The 21,042-nt window shown below is 37.8% G+C and carries 18 protein-coding genes and 5 tRNA genes; 18 read left to right on the top strand and 5 right to left on the bottom strand.

Going from position 1 to position 21,042, the window contains the following annotated elements:
• Positions 1–209: 209 nt before the first annotated feature.
• From EDD70_RS06670 to EDD70_RS06680, 3 genes are read left to right on the top strand one after another with little or no spacing between them, the layout of a single operon-like run.
• The gene (locus tag EDD70_RS06670) at positions 210–2,135 is read left to right on the top strand and encodes an ABC-F family ATP-binding cassette domain-containing protein (protein ID WP_092751735.1); all 1,926 of its coding nucleotides are present in this window, start codon (positions 210–212) and stop codon (positions 2,133–2,135) included.
• A 34-nt stretch (positions 2,136–2,169) separates the two neighbouring features.
• The gene (locus EDD70_RS06675) at positions 2,170–3,372 is read left to right on the top strand and encodes an AI-2E family transporter (protein ID WP_162840783.1); all 1,203 of its coding nucleotides are present in this window, start codon (positions 2,170–2,172) and stop codon (positions 3,370–3,372) included.
• A 16-nt stretch (positions 3,373–3,388) separates the two neighbouring features.
• On the top strand, positions 3,389–4,657 hold the full coding sequence (locus tag EDD70_RS06680; RefSeq protein WP_092751731.1) for an O-acetylhomoserine aminocarboxypropyltransferase/cysteine synthase family protein: 1,269 nt from the start codon (positions 3,389–3,391) through the stop codon (positions 4,655–4,657).
• Between the two features lie 38 nt (positions 4,658–4,695).
• Here the strand turns inward: EDD70_RS06680 and EDD70_RS06685 are convergent, their stop codons facing one another.
• The gene (locus EDD70_RS06685) at positions 4,696–5,526 is read right to left on the bottom strand and encodes an endonuclease/exonuclease/phosphatase family protein (protein WP_092751729.1); all 831 of its coding nucleotides are present in this window, start codon (positions 5,524–5,526) and stop codon (positions 4,696–4,698) included.
• A 213-nt stretch (positions 5,527–5,739) separates the two neighbouring features.
• On the opposite strand from EDD70_RS06685, the gene EDD70_RS06690 reads away from it, so the two are divergent.
• The 3 genes from EDD70_RS06690 to EDD70_RS06700 all read left to right on the top strand — a co-directional run bounded on the left by EDD70_RS06690 (position 5,740) and on the right by EDD70_RS06700 (position 9,191).
• Positions 5,740–7,389 carry a hypothetical protein gene (locus EDD70_RS06690; RefSeq protein ID WP_242943070.1) on the top strand — a complete coding sequence of 550 codons (1,650 nt, stop codon included), beginning with the start codon at positions 5,740–5,742 and terminating at the stop codon, positions 7,387–7,389.
• A 98-nt stretch (positions 7,390–7,487) separates the two neighbouring features.
• The gene (locus EDD70_RS06695) at positions 7,488–7,880 is read left to right on the top strand and encodes a ComEA family DNA-binding protein (protein WP_092751727.1); all 393 of its coding nucleotides are present in this window, start codon (positions 7,488–7,490) and stop codon (positions 7,878–7,880) included.
• Positions 7,881–7,892: 12 nt separating this feature from the next.
• Positions 7,893–9,191, top strand: a complete 1,299-nt coding sequence (locus tag EDD70_RS06700; protein WP_092751725.1) for a CAP domain-containing protein — start codon at positions 7,893–7,895, stop codon at positions 9,189–9,191.
• Positions 9,192–9,244: 53 nt separating this feature from the next.
• Here EDD70_RS06700 and EDD70_RS06705 read toward each other — a convergent pair whose 3' ends face one another.
• Positions 9,245–9,469, bottom strand: coding sequence for a hypothetical protein (locus EDD70_RS06705; protein WP_092751723.1), 225 nt, complete (start codon positions 9,467–9,469; stop codon positions 9,245–9,247).
• A gap of 191 nt (positions 9,470–9,660) precedes the next feature.
• On the opposite strand from EDD70_RS06705, the gene EDD70_RS06710 reads away from it, so the two are divergent.
• From EDD70_RS06710 to EDD70_RS06765, 12 genes are all read left to right on the top strand, one after another.
• Positions 9,661–9,736, top strand: a tRNA-Val gene (locus EDD70_RS06710).
• Positions 9,737–9,741: 5 nt separating this feature from the next.
• Positions 9,742–9,818: transfer RNA gene (locus tag EDD70_RS06715), tRNA-Asp, on the top strand.
• Between the two features lie 22 nt (positions 9,819–9,840).
• Positions 9,841–9,916, top strand: a tRNA-Phe gene (locus tag EDD70_RS06720).
• 3 nt (positions 9,917–9,919) lie between these two features.
• Positions 9,920–9,995 (top strand) — tRNA-Gly (locus EDD70_RS06725).
• Between the two features lie 57 nt (positions 9,996–10,052).
• Positions 10,053–10,126: transfer RNA gene (locus EDD70_RS06730), tRNA-Cys, on the top strand.
• 142 nt (positions 10,127–10,268) lie between these two features.
• Complete coding sequence (locus EDD70_RS06735) at positions 10,269–11,600, top strand: MATE family efflux transporter (RefSeq protein WP_092751721.1); 1,332 nt, start codon at positions 10,269–10,271, stop codon at positions 11,598–11,600.
• A gap of 126 nt (positions 11,601–11,726) precedes the next feature.
• Positions 11,727–12,467, top strand: a complete 741-nt coding sequence (locus tag EDD70_RS06740) for an N-acetylmuramoyl-L-alanine amidase (RefSeq protein WP_092751719.1) — start codon at positions 11,727–11,729, stop codon at positions 12,465–12,467.
• Positions 12,468–12,500: 33 nt separating this feature from the next.
• Positions 12,501–13,886 carry a DNA repair protein RadA gene (gene radA / locus EDD70_RS06745; RefSeq protein WP_092751717.1) on the top strand — a complete coding sequence of 462 codons (1,386 nt, stop codon included), beginning with the start codon at positions 12,501–12,503 and terminating at the stop codon, positions 13,884–13,886.
• A 320-nt stretch (positions 13,887–14,206) separates the two neighbouring features.
• Positions 14,207–15,268: an efflux RND transporter periplasmic adaptor subunit gene (locus tag EDD70_RS06750; RefSeq protein ID WP_162840782.1), complete on the top strand. Its 1,062-nt coding sequence runs from the start codon at positions 14,207–14,209 to the stop codon at positions 15,266–15,268.
• Positions 15,265–16,452: an ABC transporter permease gene (locus EDD70_RS06755; RefSeq protein ID WP_092751711.1), complete on the top strand. Its 1,188-nt coding sequence runs from the start codon at positions 15,265–15,267 to the stop codon at positions 16,450–16,452. The genes EDD70_RS06750 and EDD70_RS06755 overlap by 4 nt, the downstream gene beginning before the upstream one ends.
• Before the next feature lie 12 nt (positions 16,453–16,464).
• On the top strand, positions 16,465–17,214 hold the full coding sequence (locus EDD70_RS06760) for a DUF6873 family GME fold protein (RefSeq protein ID WP_092751709.1): 750 nt from the start codon (positions 16,465–16,467) through the stop codon (positions 17,212–17,214).
• A 115-nt stretch (positions 17,215–17,329) separates the two neighbouring features.
• Positions 17,330–18,343, top strand: coding sequence for a tyrosine recombinase XerC (locus EDD70_RS06765; protein WP_479723802.1), 1,014 nt, complete (start codon positions 17,330–17,332; stop codon positions 18,341–18,343).
• A gap of 45 nt (positions 18,344–18,388) precedes the next feature.
• Here the strand turns inward: EDD70_RS06765 and EDD70_RS06770 are convergent, their stop codons facing one another.
• From EDD70_RS06770 to EDD70_RS06780, 3 genes are read right to left on the bottom strand one after another with little or no spacing between them, the layout of a single operon-like run.
• Positions 18,389–19,336 carry a transketolase family protein gene (locus tag EDD70_RS06770; protein WP_092751704.1) on the bottom strand — a complete coding sequence of 316 codons (948 nt, stop codon included), beginning with the start codon at positions 19,334–19,336 and terminating at the stop codon, positions 18,389–18,391.
• A 1-nt stretch (position 19,337) separates the two neighbouring features.
• Positions 19,338–20,183, bottom strand: a complete 846-nt coding sequence (locus tag EDD70_RS06775; protein WP_092751702.1) for a transketolase — start codon at positions 20,181–20,183, stop codon at positions 19,338–19,340.
• A 22-nt stretch (positions 20,184–20,205) separates the two neighbouring features.
• The gene (locus EDD70_RS06780) at positions 20,206–21,042 is read right to left on the bottom strand and encodes a Cof-type HAD-IIB family hydrolase (RefSeq protein WP_092751700.1); all 837 of its coding nucleotides are present in this window, start codon (positions 21,040–21,042) and stop codon (positions 20,206–20,208) included.

Consider the following 21,042-nt stretch of genomic DNA (forward strand, 5'->3'; position numbering starts at 1 on the left):
ATTGAATGTTTCTCCTTTCCTTGTTAAGTACTTGTTACAATCATAAACCCATAAAATGTATTTGTCAATATGTTTTTACCAATTAAATCGCTAAACTGTATAATTTTTATTTAGTTAACGTATAAAACCGATAGGAAACAGTTGCTTGATTATGTCACCCTATGATAGAATGATATCAGTAAAAATAAGCATCTTTAGGAGAATAGTAAATGATTTTGTCCGCAATCGGAATAAGCAAGAGTTATGGCTCGAATCTTGTATTAAATGAGACAGACCTTAAAATAGAAGATAATGACCGCATTGGTTTAGTAGGCGTAAACGGCGCAGGTAAATCAACTCTGCTGAATTTATTAACACAACGTGAATTGCCCGACACGGGTGATGTTTTTATCTCAAATAATGTAACTATCGGTTTTTTGCGCCAGAACAGCGGTTTAGATACCGAAAACACCATTTGGTCAGAGATGCAATCGGTTTTTGCCCCTTTGCTTTCGGTCCAAAAAGAATTGCGCAGTTTAGAAAAACAACTTGCAGAATTTAACTCTTCTTCAGATAAGACAGAATTTGATCTGCTTACAAAACGGTACGCTACTCAATCGGAATGGTTTGAAAAACACGACGGATATTTGATTGACGTTAAAATCAAGACGATTTTAAACGGTATGGGCTTTGCCGACAAACCTTACAACACCGTCATCAATACATTATCAGGCGGAGAAAAAACGCGTTTGGCAATGGCAAAGTTGTTGCTTGAGGCACCACAGTTTTTAATTCTAGATGAGCCTACAAACCATCTTGATTTCAAAACTTTAATGTGGCTGGAGGAATACCTCAGCAATTACAAAGGCGCGTTGCTTGTTGTATCGCATGACCGATATTTTTTGGATAAGCTTGTGACTGTCGTATGGGAGGTAGAGCGTCACCAGTTTTTGCGATACAAAGGCAATTACACCAAATATTCACAGTTGAAAGTCGAAGCAAACATTCGGCATCAAAAAGAATACGAGATTCAACAACAGCAAATAGCATCAATGAAAGATTATGTTGCGCGAAATATCGTTAGAGCATCTACATCCAAAAGTGCAAAAAGTAGGATTGCAGCTTTGGAACGTATGGATGTAATTGAACGTCCCGAAGGTGAGCTCAGAGCTGCCAGATTGTCGTTTGAGTATGACAGAGAACCTGTTAAAGATGTATTGGATGTAACGGGACTAACACTGGAGGTAGGAGAGGATAACAGCCGCAAGGTGTTGTGTAAAGGGATAGACCTTCACCTGTTTCGAGGCGAGAAAATCGCCATAATCGGAGCAAATGGTGTTGGTAAATCTACTTTTTTAAAAGTAATTCAAGGTTTAACGCCTTACCGCAATGGCAATATTGAATGGGGTAAAAATGTGAAACTTGGTTATTATGAGCAAGAAAATAAAGGTCTGCATCCCGAAAAAACTGTTCTTGATGAATTGTGGGATAGATATCCACGAATGCCAGAGCACAGTATACGTAGCACGCTTGGTTCCGTATTAATTACAGGCGAAGAGGTATACAAGCAGATTTCTGTATTAAGCGGCGGAGAACGTGCTAAATTGAGCTTTGCTATTTTAATGCAAGAACGGGCAAATACGTTGATATTGGACGAGCCTACAAACCATCTTGATCTTGTTTCAAAAGAAATATTAGAACAAGCTCTGATGGAGTTTACAGGTACTCTCATCATGGTATCGCATGACCGATATATGCTCAACAAAATACCAGATAAGATTATAGAATTTACCGAGGATACAATCAAGGTTTATACAGGTAAATTCAACGACTATCTCGAACAAACCGAGCGAGAAAAGCAACTGGTTGCAGCAGTGGAGCAAACGTCGCTACAGCAAGCAAAAGCATCTGCAGCAAGCAGTAGTTATCGAAGCAGGGAGCAGCGAAATCTTGACAATCAACGAAAACAGCGTATAAAAGAATTGGAAACTATGATTTCAGAAATTGAAGATTGCATGAAAGAACTTGAACAGGAAATCTCCACCCAGCAGATATTTAGTGACTACCAGCTAATGACTGAAAAATGCGCTGAACTAGAGCAAAAAAAAGAACAACTCAACCAGTTATCCGATGAATGGTTGGAACTAATTGATTAAACAACTTTTATTACATTATTTTGGAGGTGAAGCAGTGAAGATTGAATGGAATAAGAAATATACAACCATAGCTATTTATTCTTTTTTAGTAATTGTGGCTAGTATTATTTTTTATAGTGTGGTTCAAAATTTTCGTGGATTTAGCGATTATACTTCAAAAGTTCTAACATTACTTACACCATTTATTTACGGTTTTGTGATCGCTTACATTTTAAACCCTATTCTACGCATTCTTGACGGAAAAATATTGCCCTGTATTACCAAAGGGCAAATGAAACCAAAACATCGGCGTGCGTTATCTGTTTTACTCACTTATATGGTTGCAGCTTTGTTGTTGATGGTATTCTTTTCATTTGTTATTCCTGAAATTATATCCAGCCTTACAGGAATAGTAACAAAATTCCCTGAATATGTGAATTCAGCAGAGCAATGGATATCAAACATGCTTGATACAATTGAATCATGGGGCATTGATGATGCTCAAAAAATGATGCAGACATTATTGCTGAGTTTTGATGAATGGTTAGAAAAAGGCTACCAAATTATAAAAGATTCTTTGCCTAAGATTTTAAATATCACTAAACAATTTGCAGACGGCATTATGAATATCATACTTGGGCTCATTATTTCTGTTTATCTGCTTATGAGTAAAGAAAGATTTTTTGCACAACTAAAAAAGGCACTATACGCTTTGTTACCTGCAAAAGCAGTAGAGCGCTCAATCTATATTGCGCATAAAAGCCATGTTACTTTCAGCGGCTTTATCAATGGCAAATTACTAGATTCTCTTATAATTGGTATTATGTGTTTTGTGGGGATGTCATTGCTGAAAATGCCAAATGTTATGTTAATCAGCGTAATTGTGGGCGTAACTAACGTTATTCCGTATTTCGGTCCATTTATTGGTGCTATTCCAGGGGCACTTATTATATTGCTTACCGACCCTGTTAAAACAATATGGTTTTTAATTTTCATTTTGGCTCTCCAACAGTTTGACGGTAATATATTAGGTCCTAAAATTCTTGGTGAGACTACCGGAATTTCTGCATTTTGGGTAATCTTTGCTATCGTAGTATTCAGCGGGTTATTAGGCGTTTTAGGTATGTTTATCGGGGTACCTCTATTTGCTGTGATTTATACCCTTGTACGAGAGTTTATTGATGCTCGTCTTGAAAAAAAGGGGCTTACGATTAATACCGCAGAGTATGCTTCAGAAAAACATAAAATAGAATTTTAATACGGAGGTAAAATATATGAAAATAGAAACAAAATGCCTGCATGAAGGCTATGAACCCCAAAATGGCGAGACGAGAGTACTTCCTGTCTACCAAAGTACAACCTACAAATACGATTCTACCGAACATGTAGGCAAACTTTTTGATCTAAGTGCGAGCGGGCATATGTACTCCCGCATATCCAATCCAACCGTTGATGCTGTTGAAAAAAAGATTGCTGCACTGGAAGGGGGCATTGGTGCGCTTTGCACAACCTCAGGTCAAGCGGCAAGTTTAATTTCGATTCTTAATATTCTTAGCGCAGGAGACCATTTCATAAGCACTTCTACTATTTACGGGGGCACATTAAATTTATTTGCGGTTACAATGAAAAGGCTTGGAATTGAGTGCACCTTTGTTGATGCCGATGCAAGTGAAGAAGAACTTCAAAAGGCATTTCGCTCCAATACAAAAGCTGTGTTTGGTGAGACTATTGCTAATCCAGCTATTGCTGTACTTGATATTGAAAAGCTAGCACGTTTTGCACATAAAAATCAAGTTCCATTTATCATTGACAATACCTTCGCTACTCCGTTTCTGTGCCGTCCCATCGAACATGGTGCTGATATCGTAATTCATTCCACCACTAAATATATGGATGGTCATGCTATTCAAGTAGGCGGAGTGATTGTGGACAGTGGTAAATTTAATTGGGATAACGGAAAGTTCCCTTGTCTTTGCGAGGCCGATGAATCTTATCATGGTGTTGTATATACAAAACAATTCGGTGCTGCTGCTTACATTACTAAGGCAAGGGTACAGCTGATGAGGGACTTTGGTGCATATCCCTCTGCGCAAGACGCATTCTTATTAAACCTTGGTTTAGAAACACTTGCTGTCCGTATGGAGCGCCATTGCAAAAATGCAGATGCAATTGCTCATTTTCTTAATAAATCGGATAAAGTGGAGTTTGTTAATTACCCCACTTTGGATGGAAACAAATATAAATCTCTGGCAGATAAATATTTGCCCAAGGGTGCAAGCGGGGTTATCTCGTTTTCAATTAAAGGGGGGCGAGATAATGCAGTGAAATTTATGGATGCTCTCAAACTGGCGTCTATCGTAGTGCATGTCGCCGATATTCGTACCTGTGTTCTACACCCTGCAAGCTCCACTCACCGACAGCTCACCGATGAGCAATTGGTTGGAGCGGGTATTACACCCGGCTTAATTCGACTTTCGGTAGGTCTCGAAAATATTGATGATATTTTAGAAGATATTCAGGCAGGGCTCGATGCAGTTAAATAGCATAAAAGAAAGGCATCTTGAAAAAAGATGCCTTTCTTTTATTTGTGCAGTCTTAATGTTGCTACAATCGGGAAGTGGTCTGACGGATATCTGCCATTTTCATTAGAACGATCGACATATGCGTCTAGTACCTCAAATTCATCAGATACAAAAATATAGTCAATGGGAGCACGATCAATTAGCCATGCAAGCAACCCTTTTTTATTAAAGCCATGATGAGTATTTTTTATGCTGCCTGGATTACAATAAGAATAAACATCGGTAAGATGTACATTATCGTAAGGGTGATGGTTCTCACGCAGTATGCGAATGGGTTTGCTTGTAGGCCTTGCATTCATATCACCCATTAAAATTGTGGGCATAGGGCTTTTTTGGTTTAATTCACTCATTGTGCGCAAAATAATGTTAACACCTAATACTCTTGCCATACCACAGATATGATCAAAATGTGTGTTAAATACACGTATGCTCTGATTGAGCGATTTTACATTCACTTCGGCTACAGTACAAATACGAGGAAAAAAAGCATAATAAGCACGACTGACATCGTCTATAGTTTTATTTGACAGCCAAAAAGTTTTGTAAAAATCAACATCTGCATTATCGTTTTTTATAATTATATCAGAGTGTTCGTCACTGTTGGGCTTTGCTCCTTTGTAACGTCCCCATCCCAATACGGTATAGTTGGTTAGTAGGTTTTGCACATCAATACGCATCTTGGGCAAAAGTTCTTGCACACCTATAATCGTTGCACCCGAATCTTTAATCAGCTTCATAGCTAAATCTTTGCGCAAATCCCAGCGGTTTGATTTGTCGTGTTTAAAATCCGCACGAAGATTAAATGATATTATTTTAATACAATCAGTCAAAGATTGTCACCTCATTGTAATTCATACACAAGTATCCTAACATGGCGTTAAAAATAAGTAAAGGTGTTTGAATCTTATTTAAGAAAAAATTAAGAAATTGAACAATTACGATATAAACTCCAAATACTTTATCGCTAATTTTAGATTGTAAGATAGTAAATTATAATATTTTATGTTAAAATTAGTTTCATAGAAATAAAAGGTGGGATTTATTTGAAAAAATTTAAATTGATTATCTATTCTGTTATGACTTTATTTGTATTGGGGTATATCTTTTTTGAGGCGCCAACTCTTAACCCTTTGTACGCAGAAGGGGCACTATTTTACTGCGCAGTAATCACTGCTTATATTTTGGTATGGTCATTGCTAAGGTTTGGAACATTTACGTTTGAAAACATTACAAATTCAAAACGCGCATTTAATTATGTGCCCAGTCAAAAATTCCCACGTTGGGTAAAAATACTACTCGCTGCACCTTGGGTATTCTTTGTTGTAATGGTAATTGCATCATCGGTTATAATAAATTGGTCAGCATTTCGTGACCAGCTTGGTCAGGCTGAAATTACAGATTTCAGTAAAGATGTACAACCCGTTGATGTAAACCAAATCCCGATAGTAGATAAAGAGCTTGCCTATAATCTTGCAGATAAAAAACTTGGCGAGAGACAATCACTCGGCAGTCAGGTGGTATTGGGGGAACCTACCATCCAAAGAGTTGACGGAAAATTAATTTGGGCTGTACCTCTTCATCATTCCGGCATATTTAAATGGCTTACCAATTTGCAAGGTACTCCCGGTTATATTACTGTTTCCGCAACTAACGTAAAGGATGTAGATTATGTAGATGGAAAATATGTGAAATATCAAGTGAACTCCTATCTGCTTAACGATGTAAAACGCAAAGTTCGCCTTGCAAAAGCTTTATTTGAAGGAATTACAGATTTTTCGTTTGAACTTGATGACAACGGTCAGCCTTTTTGGGTGGTATCCACCTACAAAAACAAACGTGGCTTTAGTCTGCCCGAAGCTACGGGAGTTATTACACTAAATGCATCTACCGGCGAGACTGTTAGATATAATCTGGATAATATACCGGATTGGGTGGATAGAGTTCAGCCTGAAGATTTTATTATCAATCAAATTGATAACCAAGGTAAATATGTGCATGGTATCTTTAACTTCTCAGATAAAGACAAATTCAAATCATCTCCAGGCCATATGATTGTATACAATAATAACCGCTGTTATTTATTTACGGGCCTTACAAGTGTTGGTCAGGATTCCAGTACAATTGGCTATGTAATGGTAGATATGAAAAATAAATCTACACGTCGGTATGTTATGAACGGTGCGACCGAGACTGCTGCAATGGGCAGCGCCGAAGGTAAAGTTCAGCATTTAGGGTATAAAGCAACTTTCCCACTTATATTGAATATTGGTTCGGAGCCAACCTATTTTACAACATTGAAAGACAAAGAGGGGCTAATAAAGCAATATGCAATGGTATCTGTTACAGATTACTCGATAGTCGGAACCGGAGAAACTATTCCTTTAGCAATTAAAGATTATCAGCAAGGAATGAAAAATGTAGGTATATCACCCAATATTGATGATACTCTTGAAAAAAACTCTGTTACCGGTACTATTCTTCGTATTGCATCTGAATTTGACGGGCAAAGCACAGTCTATAAAGTCATATTACAAGAATATAAAGACCGAATCTATTTGATAGATGCCGCACTCAGTGATGAACTTGCTTTAACAACATCCGGAGATCGTGTAACGATTGATTCGTACAGCGATAAAGGAGCTGGTATACAGGCTGCATCCGGGTTTGATAACCAAGCCTTTTCTCAGAAATAATTTTTCTTCTCACTTTAAAAAAAGTGTCACAGGATAGTGGCACTTTTTCTTTTATAATGCTATAATGCTGTTAGCTTATAAAAGGGGGCATCTACACAATGAAAGAAGACTTTTTTTCCGTTAACTTTCTAATTGCCGTTGCTCTGGTTTTGTCTATAGGCTTGGTAGTTTACAATGCTTTTTTGATGCCTGAATATGCCCCGGTTGCTGTATCGTATATGCCGGAAGAAACTACGAGTAGTTCTTTGTCATCTGCATCGGATAATAGCGGTAAGGGACTAAAAAAGGATCCTGACGCTAAAGTGAGTTTGAATATTGCAACATCAGAGGAACTGCAAACAATTTCAGGGATTGGTCCGGTTATGGCAAAAAAAATACTTCAATACCGTGATAAGGTAGGTGTTATTAACAGCCTTGATGAGTTAATGAATATAGATGGTATAGGTGAAGCTACCTATGACAAAATTGCACCTCATTTTGTATTGGACTAATGGAGGAAAAATATGAATCGATATCGAATACTATCATTATCATTGGCACTTTGCTTACTGCTCGTTTCATGTAAACAGAAACAGGAGGTTCCATCTTCGTTTCCCAATATAGAATCTTCTGCTGTACAAATAGTTCCCGAAACAGATATTAAAAATGAAGTTAAAGCAGCGATGCTGAATAACATGGCAGAAGAGTTTGTTAAACAACACAAAAATGTTGCTATAGAATTGGCGGACAAAACTCTAGGCATTGACCAAGTAGAGAGCTTTTACCGTAGTTTTCTTGATAATGTTCCTTATGAAATATACATAGGACGTTATATTGGAGAAACCATTACGATATACCATTTACAATTCGGAGGTGGAAACAGTTATAGACTTACCATCGCAGCAGACGATAAAAAAACGGAGCATGATTTAAAAGAAATAAATAAAACCGAAAATGAATACGTGTTTACGACTGATAAAACAATATCAAATCAGGCTATAGAGGTTGGAACAAAGGGTGCCAATGGCTTAACAATTAATAATCTCTGCCAGCATACATGGGAGCATGAAATAAGCGATGAGCTTATAAAAATAGTAGGTGTCGATAAATACGAACAATGGCGAGATGAGCATGCCAGCAGAACACAGTGTAATATTAACATATATAGCTTTTTGAAATTCTTTAATATTTCGCACAGTGAATTTATGGAAGCTTGTGGAAATGCGTTGAAAAATCAAGATCAATTACAGGCCATTATAAAGCAAGTGTATCCGGAAAAGCTAATAAATCAAGATAAGCCAACAGAACCCCGAACAACTTCATCCAAAGCAGAGGCTTCCAGTCAAGAAGAAGATGCGCAGAAGGAGATCCCTGATATAACAGGAGATGAATATCTTAAAGATGTTGAGCAGGGAATCATAGCTGAAATTAACGCAGAGCGGGAGTCATTAGGACTTAGCAAGCTGGAATACGATAAAAATTTACGCTCAGCTGCCCGTATTCGCAGCCGAGAACTTTATAAAAGCGGGGTTTGGGACCATACGAGACCTAACGGTGACCCGTGGCAAACGGTGTTAAGAGAGGATGTACCAATTAAATATGCTTCAGCAGGGGAAAATTTAGCAAATGTAGAATATAACGATCCACGCGTTGAACTACATACAGATGCTAATTGGTGGTTTGAAGAGTGGAAGAGTAGCCCATCTCATTATGAAAATATTTGTCGCGAAGAGTTTACGCATATAGGCGCAGGTGTTTATGTTGTTGAAGAAGATAATGGTATGATTGTAGCTTACGCAACAACTATTTTTGTAAAGTATTAATGGAGAAAGCGTACAGAAAAACCATCTGTGCGCTTTTTTAAGCGTAGTCTTGACTACTTTTTATTTTCTTCACCAAATTTTTTAATTTCTTCTACATTTTCATTGTTTGTAATTGGAATATTTGCTTGAGCATTCATAAAATCACGCTGAATACCTGCATAAAAGGTATATTCACTAACTACATCTTTTTTAGGGTCAATCCTTGCCCGATTGCCATGGAGAACTGCGTCCCCTTTGGGGTCAATTATCTTACGGTTACTCTTTTTTCGATTATCCATTAATTAACCATACTCCTTCTTGTTGTTTTTGATAACCTTATTTTACGTAAAATTGCTTTTATTATAAGAGGATTATAATGCTAAAATTTGAAGCTTAAATATAATAGTTAATTTTTGAAAAAAGCATTGACATTATCTGATATATATAGTATAATAAATTTCGTCGCTCGGGGCAAAGAGATAAATGATGTGGGAGCATAGCTCAGCTGGGAGAGCATCTGCCTTACAAGCAGAGGGTCACAGGTTCGAGCCCTGTTGTTCCCACCACATTTGGCCTGGTAGTTCAGTTGGTTAGAACGCTAGCCTGTCACGCTAGAGGTCGTGGGTTCGAACCCCATCCAGGTCGCCATTTTCTTTCTCTAAAGCGATATGCCTTTGTAGCTCAGTTGGTAGAGCAGAGGACTGAAAATCCTCGTGTCGTTGGTTCGATTCCGACCGAAGGCACCATTTGCGGGTTTAGCTCATTTGGTAGAGCGCCACCTTGCCAAGGTGGAGGTAGCGAGTTCGAACCTCGTAACCCGCTCCAACAAAAATAAAAGGCATTTAGTAATAGCTAAGTGCCTTTTAGTATATAATAGAATGTGGCGCCATAGCCAAGCGGTAAGGCAGAGGTCTGCAAAACCTTTATCCCCGGTCCGATTCCGGGTGGCGCCTCCAAGAATAAAAAGAGATGAACAGTATCTGTTCATCTCTTTTTATTCTTTATTTAATTATAAGTATATACCTTGAACAATTATATGGATATGTTATACTTTATATAAGCTGTACAAGGAAATTTGATTTGATTTGGGGAAAACACATGAATAATCTTGAACAATACACGAACAGGCGCACCATGCTTAAACTAACATGGCCAATATTTATTGAGATTGTTTTGCAAATGTTAGTAGGTAATATGGATCAGGTTATGGTGAGCCGATATTCACAAAATTCGGTCGGAGCTATAGGGAATGCTAATCAGATCATGAATGTACTGCTACTGACATTTAGTGTTATCAGTATGGCTACCACAATTTTAGTTTCACAATATCTAGGTTCAAATAGTTATCAACGAGTGGCCGAAACCTATACTATTGCCATCATTGTCAATTTGCTATTTAGTCTTATTGTAAGCGGAGTTTTAGTGGTATTCAATCAACCAATTTTTCAGTGGATGCATGTTCCGAAAGAACTTATGCATGAGTCAAGTCAATACATAAGTGTAATTGGTGCGTTTATATCTTTTCAGGCAATTTTTTTGACATTCTCTGCTTTTTTTCGAAGTAATGCATGGATGAAAGAATCCATGTATATCTCGGTAGTTATTAATTTGCTAAATATTTTAGGCAACACCTTTCTGATTCCCAAATCAGGCGTTGTAGGAGCGGCTATTTCAAGTAATATTAGTCGATTTGTTGGTGTTGTTTTGATTATTATCATTTTTATAAAAAAATCACATATTAAAATTTCTGTTCGATGGCCCAAACCGTTCCCGGTGAAGCAATTAAAATCACTGCTTGCTATTGGTTTGCCATCTGCAGGAGAATCTCTTTCATATAACTTTTCACAAATAGTAATTATGAGTTTTGCCAATACCTTTGGAACTATAACAATTAATACCAAGGTATATGCAGGCATGTTTGCAATGCTATCTTATTTGTACGCTTCTGCAATCGGCCAGGCACAGCAGATTGTTGTCGGGTATTTTATTGGTGCAAAAATGTTGGATGAAGCCTATCTTGGTGTGCGAAAAACATTGAATTCAGCTGTTAAAATATCGTTATTAATTTCAACAACATTATTTTTGTTCAGTAGTTATACATTCCGGTTATTGACTGATAATCCTGAAGTGATTTCATTAGGCAAAATAATTATGGGAATTGAAATTTTCCTTGAAGTAGGTAGAGCTGTCAACATCGTTTTAGTTCGTGCGTTGCAGGGGACAGGGGATATCCGATACCCAACCATAGTTGGTATTGTATGCCAATGGGTGATTGCGGTTGGAGGCTCGCTTGTGCTTGGCGTGTTGTTGGATATGGGACTGGTAGGTATTTGGATTGGTATGGCGATGGATGAATGTATCCGAGCTGTTATTTTTATGTTTCGCTGGAAAAGTGGCAAGTGGCGCAATAAAAGAATTGTAGAAGCATAAAATGGGTTTGATTTACTATTTTTACATACAAAGAGTGTCTAGTGCCAGTATTTTTTAGAGTATAATTAAACTCAGTAGGCATAACTGCAACACTATTTCGCATAGCCTTTATCGGGGTGATGCGGGTTGAATAAAGCCATTAAGAAAAAATTTTTACTGATAACGATTATATTGTCTTTTTTGGGGTTATCGATTGCTTACGGAATAATGTTGGAATTGAGCAAAACACAGCCTGTAATTGCTAGCATAACAACACATCCAACTATTGTAATTGATGCTGGGCATGGGGGCATGGATGGAGGGGCAGTTGGTGTCCATAAAGAAATCGAAAAGGATATTAATCTATCAATCTCAATTATGTTAAATACCATGCTTAAAGCAGGTGGCTATAATACGGTAATGACACGAGATGACGATGTCTCCATTCATGATCCGCAATATACTTCTGTACGACAGCAAAAAGTATCGGATATCAGAAACCGCCTCAAAATTGCAGAAGAAACGCCAAATGCAATTTTCGTAAGTGTTCATCAAAATCGATTTGAACAAAGCAAATATTATGGTACTCAGATTTTTTACAGTACTAACAACAAGGAGGGTAAAATCCTAGCTGAAACTTTACGCAAACAATTTAAAACATTACTACAGCCGGAAAATGAAAGAGAAACAAAGCCTGCTCAAAAAAATTTGTATATCTTACACCATGCTACATGCCCGGCAGTTATGGTAGAATGTGGTTTTTTATCTAACCCGCGTGAGGCGGAACTTCTTTCGACTGAAGAATATCAGCAAAAAGTGGCTTTTACTATATATACTGCTTTGATGAGCTACTTTGAAAATGGAGTTTCAGGTCTTGCGGAAGATTAGGCATAGCGGTTTTTACCGCAGGAGGACGTATATATGGCCGGAAAAATTAAAACAGTATTTGTGTGCAATAATTGTGGGTTTGAGTCACCCAAATGGTACGGGAAATGCCCAGATTGCGGAGAATGGAACAGCTTTGCCGAAGAAACGCGCGCACCATTAAAAGCATCTGCTGTAAGTAAGCAGTTACCTGTGTTTTCGGTGCAATATGACGCTGCCTATGTATCAAGCCTGAATGAAGTAGATTCAAGCGAAGAACACCGTTATAAAACAGGTCTTCATGAATTTGACCGTGTATTGGGCGGCGGTATTGTACGTGGCAGTTTGGTTTTGCTTGGCGGTGATCCGGGCATCGGCAAATCAACTATTCTGCTGCAAATTTGCGAACATCTATGCAATAATTTAAAAGTATTGTATGTATCAGGAGAGGAGAGTAGAGCGCAGGTAAAGCTGAGAGCAAATCGCTTGGGGGTTACTACAAATGATTTGCTCTTGATGGCACACACCGATATTGAGTATGTTGTAAGCGCAATACAGGCAAACAAGCCTGATGTAGTTATTGTAGATTCAATCCAAACCATGGTAGCGTCAACCATCAGTTCAAGCTGTGGGAGTGTATCACAGGTCAAAGAGTGCACACAAATTCTTGCCCGCCTTGCCAAAAGCGAGAATGTATCCATTTTCATTGTAGGGCACGTGAATAAAGACGGCGCGATTGCAGGCCCTAAAGTTTTGGAACATATTGTTGATACAGTGCTTTATTTTGAGGGCGAACGTAATCTATTTTATCGAATTTTGCGTGCTGTAAAAAATCGTTATGGCTCTACTAACGAAATTGGCGTATTCGAGATGTGTGATAAGGGGTTGCGTGAGGTAGAAAACCCCTCCATGATGCTTCTTTCAGGCAAACCAAGTGGAGTTTCAGGTACTTGCGTTGCTTGTGTAATGGAGGGATCGCGCCCAATTCTTGCCGAAATTCAAGCATTGGTTTCTAAATCCAGCTTTGGTGTACCACGTAGAATGTCAACCGGATTTGATTACAATCGAGCAGCTTTGCTCATTGCCGTATTAGAGAAAAGGGGAGGCTATTTTTTCGGTAATCTTGATGCATATATCAATGTAGTTGGAGGACTAAAACTAGATGAGCCTGCTGTTGACCTTCCAGTTGCACTATCGCTAATTTCCAGCCTGCTTGATAAACCTATCAGCGATAATGTGATAGCATTTGGTGAAATAGGCCTTGCTGGTGAATTGAGAGCCGTTACAGGTATAGAACAGCGTATTAAAGAGGCAAAGCGTATGGGCTTTGAACGCTGTATCGTGCCCAAAGCCTGCCTCAAAGGCCTAGATATAGCAACGTACAATATTGAAATTGTTGGCATACGTTCTATAAGTGAGGCTTTTAAATATATTAAACTTTAAAAAATACCCGTCATAAATGACGGGTATTTTTGCGTACATTTGTATAATTACAAACAGGTTCATCTTTGCAAGCTGAGGCTGCTGCGCGCACATAATAGAGGCATCCTTTTTCTGTAATTTCGTGGGGATTGGTGACACTGGTGATCCCCTCTAAACAGCAATATCCGTCCTGCTGGTTTTGACAATTTCTATCGCATGGAATCATCAACATTAAAAATGAACCCCTCTCAAATGATTATAACAAAACTTTCTTTTTCTTTCATAAACCGGCTGTTCTATGACAAAATAACTGTGTGAAGATATTGAAAGGAATGAGGTTTATGAGACTAAAGATTGCGCTATCTGCTGTAACAGTATTTTTCGTTTTATCCATAGCATTTATACCATCAATGATTTTATCCTCAATAACAAAGGTGAACATAACTTATGTAAAATCTCAAACATATCAAAATACAATCCATTGTAATGGGGAAATCATAGAAAAACGTGTGAAAGAAATTTATCTTGAAACACCTGTAATTGCAAGCCAAATCAATGTAGAAATCGGTGATAGGGTATACAAGGGGCAAAAACTGGCTGCAATTAATACAGAGCTAACACAAACTGCTTTGGCACAAGGTACATCGGTATCTACTTTGGATAATGAACAAAAGGTCTTAAATAATGACATCAGTGCATTGGCTGCTAGATATGGATTTACTCAAGAAGATGTGCAATCGGTTATGACAGAATACAAAAATGTACCTATCCAGCAAAACAAAGCAGGGTTTATTCCACATGAAATTAATGCGCCCATGGATGGTGTGATAACTGCTGTAAACATGCAAACCGATGTATTGACACTTACTACTAAACCTGTGTTAGTTGTAAGTGATGATAGTGCTTACATTGCACGTGTATCTGTAAATGAAGCTGATGTAGCAAAAATTCAGGTTGGAGATCAAGCATTTCTTACGGGAGTAGGCTTTGGCGGCAAGCATTATAATGCAGTGGTATCAAAGATATATCCAACTGCACGCAGAATCATTAGTGGAACAGTACAGCAGACAGTAGTAGATGTTGAACTTTCTATAAAAAATGTCGATAAAGGTCTAAAACCCGGATATTCTACTAAAGCTGTGATTGCAACACAACCCGGAAGAGAGATGATTACTGTTCCGTACGAAGCTGTACAGCAACAAGAAGATAACCGCGAATATGTGTTTGTTTATTTTCAAAATCGATTACAGAAAAGATATATTAAAACAGGGAAGGAGCTTTCAAATTCAGTTGAAGTAACAGAGGGGTTAACTCAAAATGAAAGCGTTGTTACCAATCCCAATGATATTACTGATGAAAACAAAATCGCTTATGCAATAATGCAAGGAGATCCTGTAATATGAGAGAATATATAAAGTGTGCATTGCGAAATTTAGGCCGAAAAAAACTTCGCACTGTTCTTACTGTTGCCAGTATTGCAATAGGTGTTGCGTCTGTTGTATTAATTTCAACGATCGGTGATGTTGGAAAATTTGCAATAAACAATGAACTAAACAGCCTTGGCTTAGGGTCACTATCAATTAGTGTTAGTAAGCAACGGACAGATCTTGCGTTGCAACAAGGTGACCTTGAAACAATTGAGAACATGAGGCAAGTAGAAAGTGCAATTCCTATTATTGTGGAGTATTCTAGCTTATCAATGCGTGGTCTAGTCGCAAATGTAGCAATATGGGGAATCGATGAAGGTGCTAATCAAATTATATCCTTATCTCCTAATTATGGTAATTTGTTTACTCGAAATGATATAGCATCCGAAAGTAATTTTTGTTTAGTTGATTCAAACACTGCAAAAGGCTTTTACGGCAGAGAAAATATTGTCGGTAAACAAATGCGAATTTTGATTGGAGGCAGCTATGAAGATTTCACTGTAGTTGGGGTAGTGCAATCAGGCGGAAATGCAATGCAAAACTTGATAGGCGAGTATTTACCTATGTTTGTATATGTACCTTACACAACCATGCAGCGTTTATTAGGTCGTTCAAGCTTTGACCGAATCGCTGTAAAAGTGCACGATAGTGCAGTTGTTGACCAAGCCGCAAAAGATATTGTAAAAGGGCTTGAATATGCAAATCGAACAAGGGGAGGGTATAATGCAGAAAATATTGCACAGCAAAAAGATAATTTGAATAATCTTTTGAGCATTGTCGCTACCATATTATCTTCGATTGCGGGTATTTCTTTAGTTGTAGCAGGGCTTGGTATTATGACGGTCATGTTAGTAAGTGTTAATGAACGAACGCGCGAAATCGGAATCAAAAAATCTATTGGGGCTAGCCGTGGTATAATCATGAGTGAATTTCTTGTGGAAGCGTTTACAATTTCATCCATAGGTAGTATGATTGGTGTGGTTGTTGGAGTTCTTCTTGCTTTAATAGGGTGTATGCTGTTTCACATTGAAGTGCTGCTAAATGTTAGAATGATTTTGTTTACAGTTACTTTTGCAGTAGTTTCAGGTGTAATATGCGGAGTATATCCATCTTGGATAGCATCAAATTTAAGGCCGGTTGACGCATTGCGCTATGAATGAGAGGAAAAAGGTTTGAAATTTATCAATATCCCAAATTTACCTGAATCTTTTGTAAAAGTTGTTGCCATCTCAAGCAAGAATAAGTCGTTAGAGCTAGAACTTGCCAAAACAGGAATTGATAGTATATTAATTTCTCCTTGCCATGATCTAGACTTACCTGTTAATTCTCATACCGATATGTTGCTTCATCATTTAGGAAAAAACAAACTGGTTTTGGCTAAGAAAGATATTTGTGATGAAGAAAAACTTCGCTATTTGGGGTTTGAAATTAGTTATGCAGTAAAAGATTTAAAAAAGAAATACCCCAATGATGTTGCACTTAATGTTGTGAGGATAGGAGCGTTAGCATTTGGCAATCAATTCAGTTGCGAGCCAAAATTGATGCAATATTTTAATCAAAACTCTATCAGATTTATACATGTCAATCAAGGCTATACTAAATGCAGCACTTGTATAATAGATGAGCACACTATGATAACAGCAGATCCATCAATATATCAAGCGGGTGTAAACTCTGGGTTAAACGTATTAAAAATCCCTTCAGGAGAAATAAATTTAAGTGGCTACAATACAGGCTTTATAGGTGGATGTTGTGGTCTAATAGATAAAAACAAATTGGCGTTTTATGGTGATGTAAAGCGCCTTACATATTATGATACCTTGAAAATCTTTTTAGAGGAAAATCAGATAGAAATCATCAATCTATGTAAAGATGAGCCTGTTACGGATATTGGCTCTATCATTCCTTTGTTATGTAAATAAAGATTAAGATTAGCTGTTTACAAGTGATTATAGGTATGTTATAATGTTTTCATCCTTCCAATTTCGCTAAATACATATTTAGCGAAATTGGAAGGATGAAAATCGGATAAGGATGATAAAATACATGAATTCAAAAATATTAGATGACTGTCCTCAGTATTTAAAAGACTTCTTGTTTTATATGGAAACAATCAAAGGACGCTCTTCGCGCACCGTTGAAGCTTATTACATTGATTTAAGAACCTTTTTACGTTTTATAAAAAAACATAAAGGTTTAGTCGATAAAAAAACCACCGCCACTAATATCAAAATAGCTGATATAACACTTGAGCATATTAAAGAAATTACTTTGTCAGATATTTATGAATATCTGAATTATGCTTTATCTAATCGCGATAACAATGCTAAAACTCGTTCGCGTAAGGTCTCTTCCCTGCGTTCTTTTTATAAATATCTTACCACGAAAGCAAATGTTTTTGAAGAAAATCCTGTACTTAATCTTGAGGTGCCGTCTATTAAACGAAGCTTGCCCAAATATCTATCTTTGGAGGAAAGCCTTGATTTACTTACTCATATTGATGGCAAAGATCAAACGCGGGACTATTGCATCATTACTCTTTTTTTAAACTGCGGCATGCGTCTTTCAGAATTAGTTGGTATTAATCTTACCGATATTAAAGATGATAATACATTAAAGGTTACCGGAAAAGGCAATAAAGAGAGAATATTATACTTAAACCAGGCATGCCTTGATGCTATTGCTGCATATAAAAAAGTTAGACCGATAGTTCAGACTGCGGATAAGAATGCATTATTTATTTCAAAGCAAGGCCGAAGAATCAGTAATCGCCGTGTTGAGCAGATTGTGGATCAATGCCTAAAAACAGCAGGATTGAGTGGGAAAGGATATTCTACTCATAAATTAAGACACACTGCGGCAACCTTAATGTATCAGCATGGCGGTGTGGATATTCGTTTGCTTCAGGACATGTTGGGACACGCTAACTTAGGCACTACAGAAATTTATACACATGTTTCTAACAAACAATTGGAAGAAGCCGTAAAGCGAAATCCATTATCTGGTGTAAAGGCACGAAAAACTACCAAAAAAGAAGATACTGAGGATTAACCTCAGTATCTTCTTTTTAATAATGTTAAAATCCAGTCTATCAATCTACTTGTTTAAAGCTTTTCTTACAGTAGCAACAATGTTATCGGTGCTGAGACCAAACTCTTTGAGTAAATCAACAGCGGGGCCTGAATGACCGAAACAATCATTTACACCGATTTTAACAACCGGTGTAGGAATTTCCTCACACAATACGCTGGAAACAGCCTCGCCCAATCCGCCAATAATATTATGCTCTTCAACAGTAACAATTTTACCTGTTTCTTTTGCAGCTTTTATGATAATGTCGCGATCGATTGGCTTGATTGTATGGATATTAATAAGTCTTGCATCAATACCCTCTTGCTCCAAAATTTTCACTGCATTTAATGCTTCAGAAACCATCAAACCAGTTGCTATAATTGTAATATCTTTACCGTCACGCAGTGTGATGCCTTTGCCTAGCTTAAATTTGTAACCTTTATCAGGGTCATTAAAACTCTCTACTGCAAGACGGCCAAGACGAATGTAAACTGGACCATAATGCGTAGCAGCAGCTTCGACTGCAGCGGTCATTTCGTAATGATCTGCAGGATTTAGTATTACCATACCCGGAATAGTTCTCATCAATGCAATATCTTCGCAGCACTGATGGGTTGCTCCATCCTCTCCTACTGAGATGCCGGCATGAGAGCCTACAATTTTTACATTCAATTTAGGATATCCTACTGAGTTACGAACTTGCTCAAAAGCACGACCTGCAGAAAACATCGCAAACGATGCTGCAAACGGGATTTTGCCACAGGTTGCCATACCCGCTGCAACACCAATCATATTACACTCTGCAATGCCACAATCAATAAATCTTTCGGAAAATCTCTTTTTAAACATAACTGTTTTAGTAGCTTCAGCTAAATCTGCATCTAAAACAACAATATCTTTATTTTTTTCTGCTAACGCAGTTACAGCCATACCAAAGCTTTCGCGGGTTGCCTTTTTTATCACTTCTGCCATCTTATTTGCCCTCCAATCCGGAAAGTATACTATTTAATTCATTCATTGCTACTTCATATTGCTCTGCATTAGGTGCTGAACCATGCCATCCAACTTGATTTTCCATAAAGGAGACATCTTTGCCTTTTACGGTTTTAGCAATAATTGCTGTAGGTTTACTTTTCGTTGATCTTGCTTTTGCAAATGCATTATCCAGTTCATCAAAGTCATGACCATTAACTTTGATTACTTCAAACCCAAATGCTGCAAATTTTTCATCAAGTGGTTCAGGATTGCAAACCTGCGCAATAGGTCCATCAATTTGCAAACCATTGTTGTCTACAACCACACAAAGGTTATCAAGTTTATTGAAACCTGCAAACATTGCAGCCTCCCAAACCTGCCCTTCTTCGCACTCGCCATCGCCAAGCAAAGTATAAACTCTGTAGCTTTTTCCATCCATCTTTGCAGCTTTTGCCATACCGCATGCAGCAGAAATACCTTGCCCTAAAGAGCCTGAACTCATATCAATTCCAGGTGTCCCCTTCATGTCCGGATGACCTTGCAGCATTGCACCGATATGGCGCAGACTTTTCATTTCATCCATAGAGAAATAGCCCTTTAGCGCTAATGTAGCGTATAAACCCGGGCAACAATGACCTTTGGACAATACAAAACGGTCTCTATCTTCCATCTTCGGATTTTTGGGATCTATATTCATCTCATTGAAATAAAGATAAGTATAGATGTCTGCAGCAGACAAAGAGCCACCGGGATGACCGGATTTTGCATGGTATACACCGGTAATAGCGCCCATTCTAATTTTACAAGCGGCTATTTTCAGCTCTAGTTTCTTCAAATCATTCATTTTCTGTCCTCCATATATTAAATTATTTACCCGCAATATTGTTTTCTAGATATTCTACAACATCGCCCAAAACACCATCTGCAGCATTGCACACTAATAGATGTGAAACTGCTTTGACCGCGTCAACGGCATTTTGAGGGGCAATCGCTAACCCGACTGCACGCAGCATATCCAAATCATTATTATAATCTCCAATAGCAACAACATTTTTCAAGTCTATCCCCAATTGTTTGGCTACTAGTTTAACGCCATTCCCCTTTGAAACTCCTTTGGGGATCATCTCATAATATAACCCACTTGAGGCAACAAAGTCAACATCGGGATATTTCATGTCGTCTGCGTATGCACGAACTTCGGGTGCCTCAGATTCAGCGGTAATAAGGAGAGCTTTACGCCATTTTATTGAGACCAGTTCATCAACGGATGTAAAAGTGATGGGATACTTTATAAAGTCTGGGCTCTTTATATCAACATCTTTTCGAGCATATACAGAATACATTTTTTCATCTTCACCCATGATACGAATATTGGCGATTTTGGGATGATTCATAAAGTTCTTTATGTAACTGACTGCAGTTGAAGGCAAATATTTGTTGTATATAAACTCCTGTTTTTCTAAATCATAAATACAAGAGCCATTTACTAAAATTAGCGGAGCATTAATATTAAATAATTGAACAAGATGCTGAACCAAATTTAAATGCCGCCCCGTTGCAACAGTAAAATGTCCGCCTTGTTTTTGGAAGCGTTTGATCGCATCTATATTTCGCTGAGGTATTTCATCAAATTTGGGGGCAATTGTTCCGTCAACATCAGAGACTAATAAGATATGGCTAAATGGTTTTAATATTTCTATCAC

This window comes from Hydrogenoanaerobacterium saccharovorans, from assembly GCF_003814745.1.
Taxonomy (GTDB): Bacteria; Bacillota; Clostridia; order Oscillospirales; family Ruminococcaceae; genus Hydrogenoanaerobacterium; species Hydrogenoanaerobacterium saccharovorans.